This is a genomic window from Streptosporangium sp. NPDC001681, from assembly GCF_040298085.1.
Taxonomy (GTDB): domain Bacteria; phylum Actinomycetota; class Actinomycetes; order Streptosporangiales; family Streptosporangiaceae; genus Streptosporangium.
In genome coordinates this window covers 24,738-43,622 of record NZ_JBEOZN010000086.1, presented here as the reverse complement: position 1 = coordinate 43,622, position 18,885 = coordinate 24,738, and the positions used below count along the sequence as shown (strand labels likewise).

18 protein-coding genes are annotated in these 18,885 nt (G+C 68.6%); 8 read left to right on the top strand and 10 right to left on the bottom strand.

The features are described 5' to 3' along the window. A partial coding sequence (locus ABT130_RS31715; RefSeq protein WP_350961577.1) for a class I SAM-dependent methyltransferase occupies positions 1–470 on the top strand: 470 nt, incomplete at its 5' end. 104 nt (positions 471–574) lie between these two features. Here the strand turns inward: ABT130_RS31715 and ABT130_RS31710 are convergent. From ABT130_RS31710 to ABT130_RS31700, 3 genes are all read right to left on the bottom strand, one after another. After that, complete coding sequence (locus ABT130_RS31710) at positions 575–2,605, bottom strand: hypothetical protein (protein WP_350961574.1); 2,031 nt, start codon at positions 2,603–2,605, stop codon at positions 575–577. 244 nt (positions 2,606–2,849) lie between these two features. Then, positions 2,850–3,158 (bottom strand): hypothetical protein, encoded by a 309-nt coding sequence (locus ABT130_RS31705; RefSeq protein WP_350961571.1) that lies wholly within the window; start codon positions 3,156–3,158, stop codon positions 2,850–2,852. A gap of 251 nt (positions 3,159–3,409) precedes the next feature. After that, positions 3,410–4,426 (bottom strand): hypothetical protein, encoded by a 1,017-nt coding sequence (locus ABT130_RS31700; protein WP_350961569.1) that lies wholly within the window; start codon positions 4,424–4,426, stop codon positions 3,410–3,412. A gap of 552 nt (positions 4,427–4,978) precedes the next feature. Between ABT130_RS31700 and ABT130_RS31695 the strand changes: the two genes are divergently transcribed. The 4 genes from ABT130_RS31695 to ABT130_RS31680 are packed head-to-tail and all read left to right on the top strand — an operon-like array spanning position 4,979 to position 8,850. Continuing rightward, positions 4,979–5,512 carry a hypothetical protein gene (locus ABT130_RS31695; RefSeq protein ID WP_350912341.1) on the top strand — a complete coding sequence of 178 codons (534 nt, stop codon included), beginning with the start codon at positions 4,979–4,981 and terminating at the stop codon, positions 5,510–5,512. A 40-nt stretch (positions 5,513–5,552) separates the two neighbouring features. Continuing rightward, positions 5,553–6,569, top strand: coding sequence for a hypothetical protein (locus tag ABT130_RS31690; protein ID WP_350961566.1), 1,017 nt, complete (start codon positions 5,553–5,555; stop codon positions 6,567–6,569). Between the two features lie 22 nt (positions 6,570–6,591). Beyond that, positions 6,592–7,926, top strand: coding sequence for a Dyp-type peroxidase (locus ABT130_RS31685; protein ID WP_350961564.1), 1,335 nt, complete (start codon positions 6,592–6,594; stop codon positions 7,924–7,926). A gap of 54 nt (positions 7,927–7,980) precedes the next feature. Then, the gene (locus ABT130_RS31680; RefSeq protein WP_350961561.1) at positions 7,981–8,850 is read left to right on the top strand and encodes a bile acid:sodium symporter; all 870 of its coding nucleotides are present in this window, start codon (positions 7,981–7,983) and stop codon (positions 8,848–8,850) included. A 193-nt stretch (positions 8,851–9,043) separates the two neighbouring features. Here the strand turns inward: ABT130_RS31680 and ABT130_RS31675 are convergent, their stop codons facing one another. From ABT130_RS31675 to ABT130_RS31660, 4 genes are all read right to left on the bottom strand, one after another. Further along, positions 9,044–9,463: a PPOX class F420-dependent oxidoreductase gene (locus tag ABT130_RS31675; RefSeq protein WP_350961559.1), complete on the bottom strand. Its 420-nt coding sequence runs from the start codon at positions 9,461–9,463 to the stop codon at positions 9,044–9,046. 348 nt (positions 9,464–9,811) lie between these two features. Continuing rightward, the gene (locus tag ABT130_RS31670; RefSeq protein WP_350961556.1) at positions 9,812–10,504 is read right to left on the bottom strand and encodes a formylglycine-generating enzyme family protein; all 693 of its coding nucleotides are present in this window, start codon (positions 10,502–10,504) and stop codon (positions 9,812–9,814) included. Between the two features lie 126 nt (positions 10,505–10,630). Beyond that, positions 10,631–11,347 (bottom strand): NIPSNAP family protein, encoded by a 717-nt coding sequence (locus ABT130_RS31665; protein ID WP_350961553.1) that lies wholly within the window; start codon positions 11,345–11,347, stop codon positions 10,631–10,633. Positions 11,348–11,412: 65 nt separating this feature from the next. After that, positions 11,413–11,835, bottom strand: a complete 423-nt coding sequence (locus tag ABT130_RS31660; RefSeq protein WP_350912355.1) for an Rrf2 family transcriptional regulator — start codon at positions 11,833–11,835, stop codon at positions 11,413–11,415. Between the two features lie 220 nt (positions 11,836–12,055). On the opposite strand from ABT130_RS31660, the gene ABT130_RS31655 reads away from it, so the two are divergent. Continuing rightward, positions 12,056–12,931 carry an alpha/beta fold hydrolase gene (locus ABT130_RS31655; protein ID WP_350912357.1) on the top strand — a complete coding sequence of 292 codons (876 nt, stop codon included), beginning with the start codon at positions 12,056–12,058 and terminating at the stop codon, positions 12,929–12,931. Between the two features lie 115 nt (positions 12,932–13,046). On the opposite strand, the gene ABT130_RS31650 is transcribed toward ABT130_RS31655, so the two are convergent. The 3 genes from ABT130_RS31650 to ABT130_RS31640 form a co-directional block, all read right to left on the bottom strand. Further along, entirely contained in the window at positions 13,047–13,451 is a 405-nt protein-coding gene (locus ABT130_RS31650) for a VOC family protein (RefSeq protein ID WP_350961551.1), read from the bottom strand. Positions 13,452–13,660: 209 nt separating this feature from the next. Beyond that, positions 13,661–14,806, bottom strand: coding sequence for a damage-control phosphatase ARMT1 family protein (locus tag ABT130_RS31645; RefSeq protein ID WP_350961548.1), 1,146 nt, complete (start codon positions 14,804–14,806; stop codon positions 13,661–13,663). A 285-nt stretch (positions 14,807–15,091) separates the two neighbouring features. Then, positions 15,092–15,835, bottom strand: a complete 744-nt coding sequence (locus ABT130_RS31640; protein ID WP_350961546.1) for an MBL fold metallo-hydrolase — start codon at positions 15,833–15,835, stop codon at positions 15,092–15,094. Between the two features lie 225 nt (positions 15,836–16,060). Between ABT130_RS31640 and ABT130_RS31635 the strand changes: the two genes are divergently transcribed. Together ABT130_RS31635 and ABT130_RS31630 are read left to right on the top strand one after the other, a co-directional pair. After that, positions 16,061–16,453: a hypothetical protein gene (locus tag ABT130_RS31635; protein WP_350961543.1), complete on the top strand. Its 393-nt coding sequence runs from the start codon at positions 16,061–16,063 to the stop codon at positions 16,451–16,453. A gap of 3 nt (positions 16,454–16,456) precedes the next feature. Beyond that, positions 16,457–18,874 carry a DUF4132 domain-containing protein gene (locus ABT130_RS31630; protein ID WP_350961541.1) on the top strand — a complete coding sequence of 806 codons (2,418 nt, stop codon included), beginning with the start codon at positions 16,457–16,459 and terminating at the stop codon, positions 18,872–18,874. The last annotated feature ends 11 nt before the right edge of the window (positions 18,875–18,885 follow it).

The window sequence follows — 18,885 nt, the reverse complement described above, 5'->3', positions numbered from 1 at the left end:
CACTCTCAACACAACACTCTTTCCCACCACGACGCTCTCCCGTTCTGGTGGTGTGGAGCGCCGCCAGGCTCGCGGGGGCCCGGCGCCGGGCCGAGACTCTCGGCCGGGCGGCCGACCTGCGGCAGGGCGACGCGCGCGCACTGACCTTTCCCGACGAGCGCTTCGACACGGTCGTCTGCACGTTCTCACTCTGCGGCATCTCCGACGAGCGGGCGGCGCTGGAGGAGATGGCCCGGGTGCTCAAACCGGGCGGCCTGCTGCTCCTGGCCGACCACGTGGCCTCGTCGTCCTGGCCGTTGCGAATGGGGCAGCGGCTGGTCGACCTCTTCAGCGTGCCGGCGGCCGGCGAGCACTACTGCCGCCGGCCCCTGATCGGGGTGCGCGAGATGGGATTCGCGGTGGAGCGGCACGAGCGTTTCAAACTCGGCACCATCGAGCGGTTCGCGGCCAGGAAACCGGCCGCCGGGTAACGGCCCCCCGCCCGGATGCGGCGGCAGACCGGGCTCAGCCCGCTGGCCTACCGGCGGCGGTTCGGGTCGGACGCCGAGCCGGCCCCGGCGGGCTGAGCTCCCGGTCAGTTGGTACGGGTGTTGGGGAGGTGCTCGCCCAGGTAGCCGATCCAGATCCTGCCGGTGGTGCCGGCGGAGTCGTCGTGGAAGTACATCCGAGGGGCCGGGTACCCGACGGACCGGAGCTTGATGTGCGATTCCATCAGGACCTGCCCGCTCGGATGCACCTCGGGCGGGACGGCGAACCTGCGGGGGGCGCTGAACTTGGCACGGGTGACCACGCTCTTCGACTCGCGCATGGAGAGCATCCCGGTGGGGATGGTGCGGCGGCCGGGAGAGTCACCGGCGCACCAGTCGTAGAAGCCGCCCGCGAACCTCCCGCCGGACCGCGCCCCCGCGAAGTCGTCCAGGGCGCGCAGCGCGTCCCATGCCTTCGCCGCCCAGGTACGGCACTGGATGTGATGCTCCAGGTCCAGCCGGGCGGCGGCGCCGTCGGTGTCGCCGACACCGATGTGATGCAGGCTCTCGCGGGCCTTGGCCAGAACCTCGACCAGGCCGCCGGGTTCGAACACCGGATCGCCCTCGGTCACCCCGTACACCGGCTGGCCCGCCTCGGCGAGCCTGCGCTCCAGCCAGCGGACCCGCTCGGCGAGCTTCCTGGCGCTCGTGACGGCCTCGGCGTACTCCTCGTTGAGCAGCCGGTGCTCGTCACGGAGGTTCTTCTCCGTCTCGGTGGCAGGCCCGTCGCCGCGCCGTTCCGCGACGATGTCACGCAGGCCGGAAAGGTGCGCGCCGAGCACGCGGATCTCGCGGAGCACCTGGCCGGAGTCGCCCGCGATCTGCGACGAGGTGGCGAGTCCCAGCGCCGTCTCCAACTCCCCGCGCAGTTCCTTGACCACCAGGTCCGCGACACTCTGGGCGACCTCCGCCGCGGCGGAGACCGGCCCGGTTTCCACGGTCCCCCCGGCCGCCTTCGTGGCCTCCGCGGTGGTTTCCGCGGTGACCTCGACGGTGGCCTCCGCGGGGGTGACGGTTTCGGCCTTCGGGACGGTAGGACGCCTGGTCATGGCCATCATCCGCCGCCGCATCTCCTCACGGGCGAAATCGACCTTCGAGGGCCGGGGTGCGGCGGCGTCGGCGATCTCGCCCAGTTCGGCCCGTCCGGCGAGTACGCGGTGGACGACATCGAGCGTGCGCCGCACGTCGTCGGGGACCTTGCGATGTGCGGTCTCACCGATCGCCCCGTCGACGATCCGGTCGAGGGCGGCGGCGCCCCGGCCGCGGATCGCGGCGTCGCCCATGGGCGGGTGCCGGCGGGGATAGTGCTCCCCGGCGGGATCGAAGGGGGCGAAGTAGGTGCGGATCGCCCCGCCGAACACGCCCAGCTCCGGGCCCATCGCCTCGTTGAACCGGTCCTGGGCGCGCAGGTCGGCCAGCCGTACGACCAGGCCCGCGCCGGCGACGCCGTCGGCCAGATGATCGGCGCGCTCCCGCGCCATCTCGGGGTCGCGAGGGTCTGCGGAGACGACCAGTATCGGTACCCGGCGTCGGGGCTCGGTCATCACGGAGACGAACCGCTGCACGTCGTCCTCGGTGAGGAGCACCGCGGCGCCCTCCACCTGGACGGCGCCGTCACTGATTCGCGCGGTGTTCAGGTACGCGGGGAGGAAACCCGGCGCCTTCACCATCGCCGGTTCCGGTTGCTGTTCGGCTCCCTGTTTCCCGCGCTGCTTCGCGCTCCGTCTCCCGGTCCGGTCCGGTTCCCGCCTCGCGGCCGGGTCAGGTCCCCCGTGCTGCTCCACGGTGACGACCACCCATCCGGTCATGTTCGGCGTCGATTCGGTGTAGGTCACCCGGGTCCGCAGGCGCCCCTGCCCGTACGGCTCGTCCAGCGTGTAACGGCCGCAGTCGCCGCGCCGCTCCATCACCAGCCGGGCCCCGCCGGCCTCGGCCTCGTCCTTCACCACCGCGGCGCTCGGCGGCGGGAACCCCTTCCGTACGACCCAGTCGGAGAAGCTGCGGCGCAGCCGGATCGAGATCGGAGGGGTGGGGTCGCGCAGCACCGCCTGATATAACCGCGTCACATTCGACGTCATGATCACGACACCTTCATCAACATCGGGGAGTACGGCTCGCGTCCGGTGAATGGACGTCGGGCGTGTACGAGGTTGGATGTCAGCGAGGCCCGAAGGTTCCCGCAGGTGCGCATAGTGCGGCATGAACGCTTATTTGGGAGGGGGTTCCGCAATATCGGTGGTTAATAGGGCGGTATCGGGTGCTTTAGGGGCGTTGTGGCAGACCTCGATCGTGAGGCGATGCGAGCAGCAGGGGAGCCGTCGCTCACCCCCGCCTGAGGGTCCACTGCCGGCCGTCCAGGGCGCGGTCCAGGCAGTTCGCCGTCGTCGTGTGCGTGATGACGAAGCTGTCGCGCTCGGCGCTGCGGGGCACCTTCCACCTGGTGTCACACGCGCCGATCAGCGCTTTGGAGTTGAAGCCGCCCTCACCGCGCAGGCAGTGTCCTTTGGCGTTGACGATCTCGTAGATGCCCGGTTCCACTGGGCCGGCCGGGGATGCCAGGGCATCAGGAGCGGGCAGGGCGGCAGGAACGGCTGTGGCCAAGATGGCGGCGCAGGCGAGGCGGGCGCGCATGGCTGATCCCGCCTCCGGCGGCAACAGTGAGTCATCAATGCTTACACACTGTGTGTGCAGGCGGGGGGAGCCGAAGCCTGGCCGAAAATCGTGTCCCCCTCCCCGAGCGGCAGTGTCTTCGCGGCTCAGGAAAGGCTTCTCTGATAGATGAAACACCTTTTTGTGATGTCTAGTGATTTGTGTCCTCGCTTCCTGATTGCTTCGTCCGGATCTGTCCGGAAAGGAGCGTTCGACGCGCGAGCATGGGGGAGTTACTCATCGACTGGCTGTCGGAGGGGTGGGGAGGGGATGGGTTCCTGCAGGGTTCCCGCCGAAGGCTTCAGCGTCGACGGATTGGATTTGGGGTGGAAGGTGATGGGCACGCTGGTGTGCACGACTGCGTTCCCAGTGATCGTCTGGCCGTCACGCTGTTTCCAGATCTCGAAGTGATAAAACCCTTCGGGGACATCGACCCATTTGTGGTGCTGCCAGGAGTTGCAGGTGAACTGCGCGACGGTGCCGATCGGCCGCAGGGCCATCCAGTACGTGGTGACCCCTGACGGGCAGGTGAGGTTCGACCAGACCTCGATGTCGCCACTGACGGTCTGGGTCCAGTCCCCCGAGAAGATGCGCATAGTCATGCTCTCGATGTTCATCGGGAAACCGCGTCCGGAAGCTATCGGCGCCGGGCTGGCCGCCGGAGACGAGGTGGGAATGACCGGGGAGGAATCGAGCTTCGCGCGGGTCGGCAGGGCTTTTTCCGTCACCCAGACCCCGGCGATCACTACTGCGGCCAGCACGGTGATCCTCGCCACGGCGTGCACCGACTTCTTCCGCCTGGACGGCGCCGCTGCCATGGTGGCCCGAGCCAGCGCCGACCAGCGGTCCACCCAGGGGGCAGGGTCGGCCCCGCACGCCGAGGTGTAGGCCCTGACGAACTCCAGCGACGGCAACGGCCCGGTTGGAACGAGGCGCCGCGCCAGGAAGCTGGAATGACGCCCCATATGTGCGCCGACCTCTTTGAATGAGGAGTTTCCCCGCAGCCGGCGCAGGTCCTCAATGAATCTTCTCGCCTCCGGAATCGCCGGCGCCTCAGGGTTTACTACCACCCCTTTTTTCCGTTGTGTGGCGACCTGATCAAATGTGAGGGCGGCTGCGAGCAACGCGACCACCAGGCCGGCCGAACTGGATATCTGGTCCGCGGCCTCCAGGCCGACGTGCACATAGATGGTGATCGCTACGGAGGTCACACCCGCTACTGCCGCCCAAATGGCAAAACGCGCGTTCATGGCGATATTATGGATCACTCACAGAAGAAAATTAACCTGTTGGCGGACAGGGCCTGGCCGTTCCCTGCCACGGGTCCGGTCGGATCCGGCATCGGGGCCTCCGGACCGCGGCGAGGTCGAAGGTGGCGGCGAGTGTGACCGGAAAATAGGGTGCGTGCCGATTTGATCACCCGTAATGTCATGAACGCACCTCCCGGTGCGCAGGTGACGGTTACTTCCACTTTTACTGATCTTTAATTTGTGGCGTCGAACTCCTGTTGTGATGGCCAGGCCGGTCTCCAGGTCCAAGGGATCTCCCCTCCTGGCCGCCTGACGCAGCCCTGACTGGAAGCTCTCGGCGAGCCCTTGGTTTTGAAGGTCGAGGATTTCTCGGCGATGCCGACCGGCCGGCGCACGGTGTGCGAGACGACGCGGCGACAGTCGCGAGAGCGCAAAAGACGATCACCCCAAATGCGGTCGAATGCAGTGGTGTCCAATGTGGTTACATGACCGTATTTATACCTCTTTGTCGTAGTGTGGGGATTTCTCGCGCCGAACGACGGAGGAACCGGCATGGAAATCAAGCCGCAGGCGGTTGTCATCCCCAAGGAAACCGACCATCTCGAGCAGGGAAAATACGGCCCTGTATTTCCGAGGACCCCGGCGTGCTACGGGTTCACCATCATCGCGAAGGTAAAGCCAGGCCGCGCCGAGGCGATACGCAACTACGGTTACACGCTGGCCAAGGCGCTGGAAGGCGACTCGAACCTCCTCGCGCCGCTCAAGCTGCACTATCTGCGCTGGGTGCTCTTCGACGACGACACGCGTTTCATGTACCAGGGCATATTCGACACCGACTTCGACAAATACACCGAAGACGCCATCATGCTGTTCAGCAGGGCGGGAGTGAGCACGGCCTTCGAGAATCTCGAGGGTTTTCCCGAAGACTGGAGAACCAACCCGGAGGCGTTCATCAGGTTCGTGCGCGAGCACCACTGCCCCAGCTTCATCGAGTACGGGGAATATCCGTACGTCACCGCCGACGAGATCAAAAAGGCTCTGCGAATCAAGGGCGCCCTTTCGGAGATGCTCGACCAGCTGCAGTGATATCGGGCCCCCGCATGTCCCGCTGTAGATCGGAGATGAAATGAACGAATTCAGGACCGCGCGCACCTACAACCAGAACCACGTGCCGCGCGAATACACTCCGGGCCGGCGACGGGTGAGCATCTACGTCGCATGGAGCTATCCAGCCGAGGCCGGCAGGAACCCGGCCGAGCTCGACAACCGGTTCTCCACGATGACCGAGGTCCGGCGCGTGGCCTGGCCCGCCTACGAGGAACCGAAGTGGTCCGACCCGATGCGGTTCCAGCAGGGCATCGCGGGGACGCTGGAGCTGTTCTTCTGGGCCTGGGTGCCGTTCCAGCAGTTCGTCGAGGAGACCACCGGGCACCCCGTGCCGGTCTATCAGCGCGTCGACCAAGCCGGTTTCCAGACTCCGCTCGACGACCGGGTGCTGGCCGACACCGACACCCTGTTCGTGTTCGGGCTGGATCACATGATCACCGGGCAGGACGCCGCGCCCGAGGAGATCGAGGCACTGCGCGAGTTCCTCAGCCGGGAGGGAACCTGCCTGGTCCTGGGGCCGCATCACGACGTCGGCGCCTCGGAGGACCTGGCCGTGCGCGACGTCGAGTACCACCACCACGGCGACCCGCTTGTCCCCCGCCAGCAGCGGTTCGGCAGGTACACCCGATCCTTGATGGAAGGGCTCGAAGTGCCCGTCGAGAACCGCTACGGGCTGCGCCCCGCGGTGCGGGAACCAGGCAAGATCGCCCCGCTGTCCATCACCGGGGATCTGGACACCAAGGGGTGGCTGGACGGGGTGACCACCTTCAACTTCCACATGCACCTGCCGCACTACGCCGTGACGACCGACGACCCGGACGTCATCCATGTGCTGGGCAGGCAACCGGTCGACAGGTCCAGGCCGCACCCGTTCACGGAGGCCGGAAACACCGAGTTCAACATGTTCCTATGGATGCCCCCGCGCGGTGAGCGGGCCGGCGACATTCTCCTGGCGGACTCCACGATCTTCAGCTCGTTGTTCGGCGGCGACGAGAGCCTGCGCAATTTCTGGAGAAACCTCGTCTCGCTCAAGTAGTCCCACGGAAAAGGAGGTATTCGTGACCGGGCAAACGCACGTCACGCTCGAACTCGACGACATCCAGCGCGGGGTTCTCAGCCCTCGCCCGACCCCGTACGCCGCGACGTACATCCTGTTCCGGATCGACGACCGCGCGCACGGGCGGGAGCTGATGCGGCGCGTGAGCGCGGTGGTGACCTCGGCCGCCGACTCGATGAGTCCCCTGGGCGAGGCCTGGGTGAGCGTCGCGGTCACCTATCACGGCCTCAAGGCCCTGGGAGTGCCGCGGGAGTCGTTGGAGACGTTCCCCTGGGAGTTCCGGCAGGGGATGGTCGCACGGGCGAAGGTGCTGGGCGACACCGGAGAGAGCGCCCCCGAGAACTGGGAAGCACCGCTGGGCACGTCCGAGGTCCACGTGGTGCTCACCGCGCTCGCGCCTGACAGCGCGCGACTGGAGGCGGCCATCGACCGCGCCCGGCCGGCGTATCGCGGCCTTCCCGGCGTGGCCGCGATCTGGCGGCAGGACTGCTACGCGCTGCCCGGCGAGACCGAGCCCTTCGGCTACCGCGACGGCATCAGCCATCCGGCTGTCGAGGGCAGCGGCATCGCCGGGTCGAACAAGCTGGAGGCGCCGCTCAAGGCCGGCGAGTTCGTGCTCGGCTACCGCGACGAGATGGGCGGCGTCCAGGCCCTGGGGCCCGAGGTGCTGGGCCGTAACGGCACCTTCGTGGCCTTCCGCAAGCTCCACCAGCGCGTCGCCGTGTTCCGGCGGTACCTGAGGGACAACTCGAGCGGTCCCGAGGACGAGGAACTGCTGGCGGCGAAGATCATGGGACGCTGGCGCAGTGGCGCGCCGCTGGCGCTCAGCCCGCAGCACGACGACCCCGACCTCGGCGCCGACCGAGGCCGCAACAACAGCTTCATCTACGAGCAGGACGATCCGGTGGGGTTCACGACTCCCTGCGGCAGCCACATCCGCCGGGCCAATCCCCGCGACGCCGCGGTGGCGGGAGCGCCGAGGCTGCACCGGATGATCAGACGCGGCACCGCGTACGGTCCGCTGCTACCCGACGGGGTCCTGGAAGACGACGGAGCCGACCGCGGACTGATGTTCACGTTCGTCGGAGCGCACCTCGGGCGGCAGTTCGAGTTCGTCCAGTCGCAATGGATGAACGACGGCGTCTTCTTCGGCGCGGGCGACGCGAGAGATCCCATAGTCGGATCCAACGACGGCCTGGGTGACTTCACGATCCCCCGGCGGCCGGTCCGGCGGCGCCTGCCGTCGCTGCCGCAGTTCGTCGTCGTACGTGGCGGCGAGTACTGCTTCATGCCTGGACTGCGCGCCCTGCGCTGGCTCGGCGATCTCGAAGGCTGAGGTACGGCGACGGGTTCCGCCCGGGGACGGTCGCTATCGGGGCGGGAGGGGCGCATGGAAACGCTGCATCTGGTGACCAACGCGGTCACCGTGATCTTCATCGCGACCACCATGTTCGCGGCCGGTCTCGGAGCCACACTGCCCGCGTTGCGCGCCATCCTGGCCGATCTCCCGCTGCTCCTGCTGGCGCTGTCGGCCAACCTGGTGGTCATCCCGCTGCTGGGCTGGGGGGTCGCCGCGCTGTTCGGCCTGTCCACGGCGCCTTTCATAGCGTTGGTGCTCGTCGCGTCCTCGCCGGGCGGGCCGCTTGGGGCGAAGCTGGGCATGGTGCAGAACGGAGACGTGGTCGCGGGCGCGGCGATGCAGGTGCTGCTCGCCACGGCGGGCAGCATCACCTTCGGCCCGACGGCCAACGCCATCCTCACCGCGGCCGAGGTCGGCGGGGGAGTCTCCCTCGATGTCGCCGCGCTGGTGCGGACCGTGGCCGTCCTGCAGCTTGTGCCGTTCGCCGTTGGACTCGTTCTGCGCCGCTACGCACCGCCCACGGCGCTATCGTGGCATCCCGTCGCCGTCAAGGTGTCGAACGTGACGTTCATGATCGTGCTGGCGGGCATGCTTCTGGGCAGCTGGCATGACGTCGTCGCGCTGCTCGGCTCACGCGCGCTGCTCGCGGGGTTCGTCCTGTCCGTCGCCGCGTTCACCGCCGGCACATTGCTGGCCACGGGATCGCCGGTGCGCCGCACCACCATGGGGGGCGTCGCGGCGGTGCGCAACGCGGGGCCCGCGCTGGCCGCCGTCGGCATCGCCTTCGGCAACCAGCAGGCAGTCCTGGGAGCGCTTGCCGCGGTGCTGCTCAGCGGCCTGGTTGCGGCCGTACCGATCGCCGCGCTGCTCAGCCGCGGGCGCGGCGGCAGCACCACCTGAAATGCGCGGTCCCGCCGCATCATGTCGCTAACGGTTTCTGATGGGGCGGTCGCGGGTTCGAATCCCGTCACCGGCGCGAGCCGGTGTAGCTCAACCGAGAGGCCGGGACCACCGAGGTGAATCGGGTGCCCGGCCTTCGCGTTGTCATCTCAGATCGTTGCCGACTCTCAGCCGTTCGATGGCCGGGTGGACGTCAGCCGGGCTGATCGCTGTCCTTGTGCTTGCCCCAGCCGTGCCAGCGGTCGATCTCGATCCAGGCGCTGACCCGGCCGCGGTCCCGCTGCGGGTACTTCTTCCCGAGGTACTGCTGGGCCAGCCGGTCGATGTCGGTCAGATCCTTGTCGGCGTGTATGTCGGCGACGTGCCCGATGATGCTGACATGTGTGTACCAGTTGCCCTCGTCGAGCACGGTGAGGCTGACCCGGGGGTCGTCGCGTAGGTGGTTCAGCCGCTTGCGGCCCTCGTCCATGTTGACCAGGATCCGGCCGTTGTCCCAGAGATACCAGGTGGCGGTGGACACCGGCCGGCCGTCGGACTGGAGCGTGGTGATGACGGCCGGATTCGGCCTCTTCAGCATGGCGACTGCTTCCTCGGGAAGCGGCGGGTTCGACATGATCTCTCCTCTTCGCGCCGGCGTCTCACGTTCCGGACGGTGACGGTTACCCGACCTTCCGTACGCGGTCCGTTCCGTGCTGGGACGCCGAGGGAACGCCTGTCGAGGCCGGAATCCCCGGCCCCGGACAACCGGCCGCAGGAGTGAGAGTGCCCATCTCAGGTCGAGCCGCAAACCCCCGACCTTGGGACTTTTCCCAGATCAAGGCCGGTGTGGGGCTCATCAAGGGCAAGACCTGCCCGTTGTGACTCCGCTGCCCCCAAGGAGAGCGACTTCTCATCAAGCCGCTGCGGCGTCACGAACGGCAGGCCTTGTCCTCAGGATATGGACGGCGAGCGGGGCGCCCACTCACCGCGATCGGGCGAGCCGGAACCCCAGGTCGTCGATGCGGAAGGTCGGGTGACTCTTGCGGCGGCACGACGCCCGGCATCCTCGGGGGTGGTCGTACACCCCGCCGCCCCGGAACACCCGGTACGGACCGTAGACCTCGGGATCGTAGACATCCCAGCACCACTCCCACACATTACCGATCATGTCGTGCAGGCCCCACGCGTTCGGCGCCCTGGTCGCGACGTCGTGCACCTCGCCGCCGGAGTTCCCGCGGTGCCAGGCGATCTCGTCCAGCTCCCCGTAGCGCACGCCGGAGGTCCCGGCCCGGCACGCGTACTCCCACTCCGCCTCGGACGGGAGGCGGTAGCCGTCGGCCTCCCGGTCGTGGACCACGTCCTGGCCGTCGGGGTCGTCGCCCATCGCGTAGCAGGGTTCGAGCCCCGTCGCCCGCGAGAGCAGGTTGCAGAACCGGACGGCGTCCAGCCAGGAGACCTCGGTCACCGGCGTCCGCGGCCCCGCCGGGCTCGCGGGCGCCTCGCCTCGAACGGCGCGGTACAGCTCGCGGGTCACCGGATACGGCGCCAGGCAGAAGGCCCCGACCTCGACCTTCCAGATCGCCTTCGTGCCCTCGTCCCGCAGGAAGATGCTCCCGGCGGGAATCTCGACCATGTGCTCGGCGATCGCCTGGCGCGGCGTCGACTCGGGGCTCATCGCAGGTCCCGTTCCACTCGATCGGTCCGGGTGGACGACATGCGGACACACCCGTTCGCGAACGCTACCAGGCGCCCCACGTCACACGCGTGTCCTGCTTGAGCCTGACCCGGGGGCAACCGCGTCTCAGCGCAGCAGTGATCGTGCCGTGGGCGCCAGCCGGAGCCGCTGGGGAGTGCCGGTGAGCGTTTCCGACAGTTCCGGGAGCACCCGATCACGCCAGGTGCGCGAGCGGGCCAGCCGGTCCTGGTGATCGGCGAGATCGTCAGGACCGGTGAACCGGGAGAACCACACGAAGACGTTCTCCCCGGTGCGGACCGGCAGGGTGGGGAAGGTGTTCTCGGCGTACTCGGTTCGCAGGCAGGCCAGCGGCCGTGCTCCGGCCTCGGCCAGCACCGGTCGTACGGAGCGGTCGAAGAAGCCCGCGAAGGCGTCGTCGAACGGCCGGTCGCGGTGGTAGATCGTCGCGGTGACGATCGACGGCGGCGCGGCGTCGCCGACCGGAGGCCGCGCCGATGCCGGAAAGTCCTCTCTCGCACGCAACAGCAGCACGTCATCGGAGTCGATCATCGTCGCGTTGGCCCGATCCCGGTTCGCCTTCCAGACCGGACCGCCATAGAAGGAGCGCAGTGCCTCGGCCCGGTGCTCCATGTCGGGGAATCCGCGCAGCCAGACGAACCGGTTCGGAGCGTCGAGGTCGCGGAACTGGCCGATGACGGTCATCCCCGCCGCCTCCTGGGACTCGATGAACTCCCTCTCGAAGAGGTCGATCAGCACATCACGTCCCCCCTCGTGCAGTGTGTACTGCCTGAGCTCGACGATCGGGCATCGGCTGTCCTTCACCGGCGAAGATCCTTCCGTGTTGCTGGAACAAACATTGTTGCTACTGAAGGCGCGCGTCATCGCGCCTACAGGCAGCCCCGCAGCACATCGGCGATCGAGGTGCGACCGAGTTCGCGGCGCAGGCTCTGGTCGGCCTGCTCGTAGACCACGCCCAGCACGGGCCGGATGCCCCTGCCGATCGGGCACTCCAGGTTGGGTTCGGTGTGGTGCATGGCGAAGAGCGGTTCTCGCTCCACGGCGTCGTACACCTGGAGCAGGGTGATGTCCTCGGGTGCGCGGGCCATGCTCCAGCCGGCCCCGGCCCCGTGACGGACCTCCACCAGGCCCGCCCGGCGCAGATCGCCGAGGCTGCGCCGGATGATCACCGCATTGGTGTTGACGCTGGCGGCGACCTGCTCCGAGGTCAGCCACTCCTGCCCGCGCCGCTGGGCGAGCGCGATCCAGGTCAGAGCGTGTACGGCGATCGTCAGCCGGCTGTTCGCAGCCATCGTCCTCCTTGTCTGTAACAATGTATGTTACATCAAGCGGCCGACACCGAACCGATGCCGGGCGAAGGAGCCAGGCGCGGGCAGGCCACTTCTTCCTTTGGCGGTGTCGGCAACCGCGTTCGCGGGGTTCGGGAGGGGTTTACGGTCCGAAGCCGGCGCGGCCCCGCCGGGGACGAAAATCCGGTGCGGATATGGGCTGCCTGCGGCAAATATGGGGCCTATGAGTGTGCGTATCGACGATCCTGTCCGGCTCGGTGAGAGCCGGCTCCCCGATGGGCGGCTGCTCGGCTGGGCCGAGTGGGGCGCACCGGACGGCATTCCGGTGCTGCTCTGTCCCGGGGCGGCCACGAGCCGGTGGCTCGGTTTCGGCACGGATGCCGTCGATGAACTCGGAGTACGTCTTGTCTCCGTGGACCGTCCGGGACTCGGCGCCTCGACACCCGCGCCCGGCCGGACGTTCGCCGACTTCGCCGAGGATGTCCGCCATCTCGCCGGGCTGCGCGGGCTGGGATCCCCGGCGGTGGTCGGCAGCTCGCAGGGTGCGCCGTTCGCGCTCGCGTGCGCTGTCGAGGGGATCGCCGCGACGCTGGCCATCGTGTCCGGCGCGGACGAGATCGCCGCGCCGGAGTTCACCGAGGCGCTGCCCGCGGAGCTGCGCGGGCTCGTCGACAGGGCCGTGCACGATCCGGATGGGGCGGAGAAGTTCTTCGCCGGCTTCGGCGCGGGCGCGATGTGGGACATGGTCATGGCCGGGAGCCCGGCCTCCGACCTGGCGGTATATCGGGATCCCGGCTTCGGGGCCGGTTACCGCCGGGCGCTGGACGAGGGGTTCGCCCAGGGGGCGGCCGGTTATGCCCGTGACACTGTACTGGCCATGGGGAGATGGCCGTTCGACCTTGGGAGGATCACCGTTCCGGTCGACGTCTGGTACGGCGAGCAGGACACCGGCCACTCTCCGGACAGGGGAGCGACACTCGCCGCCCGAATCCCCGGCGCCGTACGGCATCTGGTGCCGGAAATCGGCGGTGCGGTGCTCTGGACCCACGCCGAGCCGATCCTCCGCTCCCTTGTCGGGAACGTGGCGGCCAGTGGGTAGCGGGCCATGGCCGGACCCGCTGTCCACCCCCATGACCGGGATCTGAGGGCTGCCCGGTGCCGGGCCGTCGATGTCCGGGCGGACCCGGCAGGCCCCGGGATTCCGGCAGGATCTCCTAGCCTCGGGCGGATATCTGCTGTACGGCCCAGCTGTTGCCGTCCGGGTCGTTGAAGAAGACGAATCCGACGTTGTCCAGGGGGTCCGGTTCGGGATTCGGGTTCTCGCCGAGGATCTGGATCTCGCTGACCTCCACCCCTCGCTCGACGAGCCGGGCGCGCGCCGCGTGGAGATCCGAGACGACCAGTTGCAGCCCCCGGAGCGAGCCCGGTGCCATGTCCGTGAGCCCCTTTCCCACCACGATCGAGCAGCCAGAGCCCGGAGGGGTCAGCTGGACGATGTGCACGTCGTCGCCGACCTTGGTGTCGTGGTCCACGGCGAAGCCGAGGCGCTCGGCGTAGAAGGCCTTGGCGCGGTCCACGTCGGAGACCGGCACGATCACCACTTCCAGGGTCCAGTTCACGGTGCGTTTCCTCTCGGCGGCGGGACGACTTCCAACGCACGTCTATCAGCCGCCCCCGACAAATCCATGCGGCCGAGACGAGACACCGAAGTGCGAAGGTCACTCGCCGTGGCGGGTAGGGACTTCTCGTGCGCCGTCGATGCCCGCCCGGCGGGCCGGGGTGACGGGGCGCGCTACAACGACACCTGTCGAGGCCATCGGGAACCGCGTCAGGAACCGCTCCCGGGCACCCTTTCCCGGAGGTCGGCCTGGAGGAGCCCGTAGCCGCCGGTGACACGCCAGTCCGGGGTGTCCGCGTCGAGGTTTCTCAGGGTCGCCGGGGGGATGCCGACGACCACGTCGGATTTGAGGGTGCGGAGCGCGGCGACCGGGCCGGGAAAGTACGCGACCGCGTCGGCGAACGGGGTGGTGGCCGGCCAGGCCCGGTCACCCACCAGCCGCCGGTAGTTGAGATCGCCCTTCATGATGGTCAGCGACGCCCGCTCGAACAGAACCGCGAGGTCGGCGGGGAGCCGGCGGAAGGACCAGGGCGCGCAGTAGAAGTCGTGGACGTACGGCGAGAGTCTCCCGTCCACGGTCGCCTGCCGGAGCCGGTGGAAGGGCGCGCCGTCTGTTTCGGCCAGGCGGTCCAGGGTGTCCGCGAGGTCGGCGGTGGTCGCGTCGGACACGTAGTAGGGATGCGGCTTCAGATGAAGAGCGACCGAGGCCGCGTGTCCGTGTTCCAGGAGATGGTCGATGAGGATCAGATCCGCGAGCAGCTCGCGCCCGGCGTTGTCGGCCACCACCACGACCTCGGCCCCGGGAGCGAGCGCGTTCCACATCTTCGCGCTGTCGTCGCAGACCAGCTCGGTACTCGACGATTCGGTGAGGGTGCCCATTGCGAAACTCAGGTCGGCGCGGTTGCCCCAGAGCGCGGCCAGCAGCTTCGCCTGACCGGACGCGCCGGCCGTCGGCCACTCAAGGTCGTCGAGGGATGCCAGCTCGGCCCGCTTGAGAGGGGCGAACGGGTCCACTCCCCGCCACGGTCCCGGCTCGAAGAACCCGACCGCGTCAAGCACCCGCCGGTAGAAGTACGACTCCGACCAGAGGAAAGGGGCGTCCGACCAGGGTTTTCCGAAGTGCTCGGCTCCCCAGCCCGCCCACACCTCCCGATCATGGGCCTGCGCGCCGAGCGGCTCCATCACCCCGGAGAAGATCTCGGTGAGCAACGCGTCCAGCGCATCGTGCTCTTTCGGACCGTACGAATTCGTGTCCTTGATCTTCGCTACCAGCTTCGGAGTGCGATCGTGCCAGACCTGCCAGGCGTAGCCCTTCGGATCGCTGTTCAGCAGCTCGGGCGGTAGCTCGTCATTCACCGGAAGTTCTCTCGCTCCTCGTCGGCGGGCGTCCGTATGACAACCGTACGCGTCGTGCCAAGCGACAGGAGAGTGGGCTCTGCTCCACTCAGGGGGAGATCGAGAGCTTCGGACACATGGTGCCGGTGTACCGGCTGACATGCACAGCGATTCGCCCCTGCAATGTCGATCGAGGTCGATCACCGAAGCGGTCCGGCCGTCATGCGCGCGAGGATCGATGCGATCGTGGACGTGCACCCCATGTCGCATCGGCGTAAACGCGGTCGAAGCCGGAGGAGGCCTTGCTCAGGAAAGATCGACGGTGAGACCGGAAGTGGCGATGCCGATCTCGCCGTCGTATTCGGCCCCGGCGGCGGCTTGCGCGGCTGTGGCGTCTGTGCCTGGCTGCAGGTGGGTCAGTAACAGGTGTCGGGCGCCGGCTTCCTTGGCATGCCGGCCTGCCTGGCGGGCGCTCGACAGGTGGCGCCGTGAATCCTCCGGGACCCGGTCCGCATAGGTGGCCTCGGCCAGAAGCAGATCAGCGCCGCGCGCCAGGTCCACCACATCGGGGCTCGGGCCGGTGTCACCGGTGTACGTGAGCACCCGCTCGCCCGCTGTCAGCCGTATGCCGGCATTGGGCACCGAGTGCGGCAGCAGACGGGTCCGCGCGCGGAACGGGCCGATGCCGAGCGAGTCGCCGGCGGTGAACTCGTGCAGGACATAGACATCGGTCAGCATCCCCGGGCGGTCCAGCGCGAGTACCGCATCCAGGGCGCCGGGCAGCGAGTACACCGGCAACGGCGCCGGCGGGTCATCACGGAATGCCCGCGCCCGCAACAGCGGGTTCAGGTCGGCACAGTGATCGGGATGTCCGTGACTGATGAACACCGCGTCGACCTGATCGGCGGTGATCCGTTCCAGCAGTCGCGGCACCGTCGCATATCCAGGGTCGACGAGTAGCCTGAACCCGTCGTGCTCCACGAGGTAACCACTGCAGGCCTGGCCCGCCCCCGGCCACGCACCGCATCCGCCAAGGATTGTCAGCAGCATCCATGAACTCTAACGGCCGGCTCACCGAGTTCCGCTTTTTCGGTCACCCGTCATCCGCGATGAATTCAGGTCTCCGCCGCTTCGCGTAACGAATGACACGCGCGACATCCACGTGGTGCTCAGGGCCGACCGGGCGGGCCCCCGGTTCGGTGACATCGGTTTCTGTCGGATTGAAATGCTACTGATGGCCATCACAGTGATTCCAATTATTTGTGGAGCTGCCAGATGGCAACGGTCACCTTCAGGGATGAGACCGCGACGGGAAAACCGATAGAGGAGTTCACCCTCCCCGACCTGCCGGAGAGAATCTCGGCGCGGGAACTGGTCCGGCTCAGGGTCCGCGAGGAGGTCGCCCGGTACAACGCGGCCCCCGCCGCCCGGTTCAACGGGCTGGTCCGTCCCGAGGACGCCGAGGTGGAGCTGAACGGCTACCGGATGGGCGCGAAGCGGCGGATCGACTGGGAACGGCAGGCGGACACCGCCGAGCGGGCGTTCGGCCGCAACGGGTTCCTGCTGCTCGTCGGGGAGCGTCAGATCGACGACCTGTCCGAGATGATCGACCTGACCGTCGACCCGGTGGTGTCCTTCATCAAGCTCGTTCCGCTGGTCGGGGGCTGAGGAATGGGCGTCATCGACGACTTCCCTAGATCTCACGGCTATGTCATGCACTACCTGGACGCACCGACCCGTGAGATCTTCGCCCGCTTTGACGCGGCCTTCGAGGCGGGGCGGGAGCTTCCCGACGCGGAGAGCGACCCGAGGCTGTTCGGCCGCTGGGCGCAGCTGCGGCTCGGCAACGGGCACCACGGGGTCCACCACTACGACGAGCGTGTGCTGCGCATGACCCGGCTGGCCGCCGACAGTGACACCCCATGGACGTTCGAGGACGCCCGTTTCCTCTGGATGGCCGCCGACGCGCTGATGACCTGGAGGCACACCGACTATCCGGAGCTGTACCGGCTCCCGCTCGCCGCGATCCGGCGGCTGGACTACCGGGGACGCCGCCAGATCCTGGAGGGGACGCTGGGGTGGTTCCGGAAGTACCACCGGCCGGTCTGGGACGCCCTGCACGATCAGATGGAGGACGTGCTGACCGAACCCGCGGAGAACGGCCCGGCCGGTGTGGTGCGGAACGTCATCTGGGACTGCGACGAGGTCGCCCGCAGGCTGGCCGAGGAGTACGGCGCGCGCCTGGCCGCCCCCGAGGTCCTGCCCCTGTTGCGGCACTGGAACAGCGCCCGATCCGCCAAGCCCAGCGAGAGATGGCTCAGGACCGCGGAAACGCTGCTGACCCCCGAAGCCGCCGGCCTCGTCCGCGAGATCCTCGTCCTGGTGGCGGCTCACCGGGAGAGGCAGGAGGAGAACCTCTACGGGCGGGAGACCGCCTTCCTGCACGAGCGCACCGCCGTGCCGGTACGCGGCATGGTGTGGACGTGCGAGCTGATCGATGAGCCGTGGGTGGCCGCACTCCTCGGTGACGTCGCGCTGACCTGCGGGACCGGGATCGGCGGGTCGGGCGCCAACTGCCGCAGCGAGCTGCTCGCCAACGCCGCGGTGCACACGCTGGCCCGCCGGGGCGGGCTGGAGGTGGTCGCGGCCCTGGCCAGGGTCCAGGTCAAGGTCCGCAAGAAGACCGTGCTGAGCAACGTGGCGCGCACCCTGGACGCGGTGGCCGCCGAGGCGGGGCTGGGCCGCGAGCAGTTGCTGGACCGTACCGTGCCCGCCTTCGGGCTCGGCCGGGACGGGGTGCGGGAGGAGAAGATCGGCGACTGCCTGGTACGGCTCCGCGCCGACGGTCCCGCGCTCCAGTTCGTCAACCCGGCCGGCCGGACGGTCAGGTCGGCACCGCAGGCGATCCGCCAGGCCCCCGAGCTCGCCGTCCTCAAGGCCACCCTGAAGGAGCTCAAACAGGCACTGCCCGCCGAGCGGTTCCGGCTGGAGCGGGCGCTGATCGAGGAACGGCTCTGGCGCTGGGCGGAGGTGACGGAGTTCTTCCTCGACCATCCGCTCACCGGCCTGTACGCCAGGAACCTCATCTGGCAGACCCGCCAGGGCCCGGCCGGGCTCCCCGTCCGGACCGATTCCGGATGGGAACTCACCGACCCGCAGGGCCGCCGCGTCCGGCCGGACCCCGACACCCCGGTCCGGCTCTGGCACCCGATCCACGCGACCGCCGAGGACGTGCGGGCCTGGCGCGACCATCTGCTGGAGCACGGCATCCGCCAGCCGTACAAGCAGGCGTTCCGCGAGGTCTACCTGCTGACCCCGGCCGAGGAACGGACCCGCGTCCACTCCAACCGGTTCACCGGGCACACGCTCCGCTACGGCCAGGCCAAGGCGTTGTTGAACCAGCGCGGCTGGAGCGGGCCGTCCATCGGACACTGGGACTACGAGTGCGGCGGCGACCAGGGCGAGGCCGTCAGGGAGCTGTCCGGCTGGCAGGCCCGGTGGTACATGCACGTGACGGGAGACCCGGATGCCGACGGGTGGGGGACCGCGTCCTTCTGTGTCAGCGAGCGGATTCGCTTCCACCGGGCCGACGACCTCGCCGGTGACGAGGGCGTGCCGCTGACCGAGGTGCCGCCGCTGGTGCTGTCGGAGGTGCTCCGCGACGCCGACCTGGCAGTGGGCGTCACCTCGGTCGGCCTCGACCAGCAGGCCGTCGCCGGGCACGAGGAGTACTGGCACTCCTACGGGTTCGGCGAACTCACCGAGACCGCCGGCACCCGGCGCGACGCGCTCGCCCGGCTGCTGCCCCGGCTGAGGATCGCCGACCGGGCCGAGCTGACCGACCGGTTCCTGCGGGTACGCGGAGACCGGCGGACCTACAAGATCCACCTGGGCTCGGGCAACATCCTGATGGAGCCCAACGACGCCTACCTGTGCATCGTCCCCGGCCACGACCGCGACGCCGCCTCGGTCTTTCTGCCCTTCGAGGAGAACGGCGGCATGCTGTCGATCATCCTGTCCAAGGCGTTCCTGCTCGCCGACGACACGGCCATCACCGACCCGTCGATCACCTGCCAGCTCGGCACCTGAGAGTCGTCCGG

What these genes read in the sequence shown, in the direction of transcription:
- ABT130_RS31700 (WP_350961569.1), bottom strand. Translation starts at nt 4,426, where the DNA reads ATGAACGCGCGTTTTGCCATTTGGGCGGCAGTAGCGGGTGTGACCTCC.
- ABT130_RS31680 (WP_350961561.1), top strand. Translation starts at nt 7,981, where the DNA reads ATGGAAACGCTGCATCTGGTGACCAACGCGGTCACCGTGATCTTCATC.
- ABT130_RS31710 (WP_350961574.1), bottom strand. Translation starts at nt 2,605, where the DNA reads ATGACGTCGAATGTGACGCGGTTATATCAGGCGGTGCTGCGCGACCCC.
- ABT130_RS31675 (WP_350961559.1), bottom strand. Translation starts at nt 9,463, where the DNA reads ATGTCGAACCCGCCGCTTCCCGAGGAAGCAGTCGCCATGCTGAAGAGG.
- ABT130_RS31705 (WP_350961571.1), bottom strand. Translation starts at nt 3,158, where the DNA reads ATGCGCGCCCGCCTCGCCTGCGCCGCCATCTTGGCCACAGCCGTTCCT.
- ABT130_RS31630 (WP_350961541.1), top strand. Translation starts at nt 16,457, where the DNA reads ATGGGCGTCATCGACGACTTCCCTAGATCTCACGGCTATGTCATGCAC.
- ABT130_RS31635 (WP_350961543.1), top strand. Translation starts at nt 16,061, where the DNA reads ATGGCAACGGTCACCTTCAGGGATGAGACCGCGACGGGAAAACCGATA.
- ABT130_RS31695 (WP_350912341.1), top strand. Translation starts at nt 4,979, where the DNA reads ATGGAAATCAAGCCGCAGGCGGTTGTCATCCCCAAGGAAACCGACCAT.
- ABT130_RS31660 (WP_350912355.1), bottom strand. Translation starts at nt 11,835, where the DNA reads ATGGCTGCGAACAGCCGGCTGACGATCGCCGTACACGCTCTGACCTGG.
- ABT130_RS31670 (WP_350961556.1), bottom strand. Translation starts at nt 10,504, where the DNA reads ATGAGCCCCGAGTCGACGCCGCGCCAGGCGATCGCCGAGCACATGGTC.
- ABT130_RS31690 (WP_350961566.1), top strand. Translation starts at nt 5,553, where the DNA reads ATGAACGAATTCAGGACCGCGCGCACCTACAACCAGAACCACGTGCCG.
- ABT130_RS31640 (WP_350961546.1), bottom strand. Translation starts at nt 15,835, where the DNA reads ATGCTGCTGACAATCCTTGGCGGATGCGGTGCGTGGCCGGGGGCGGGC.
- ABT130_RS31655 (WP_350912357.1), top strand. Translation starts at nt 12,056, where the DNA reads ATGAGTGTGCGTATCGACGATCCTGTCCGGCTCGGTGAGAGCCGGCTC.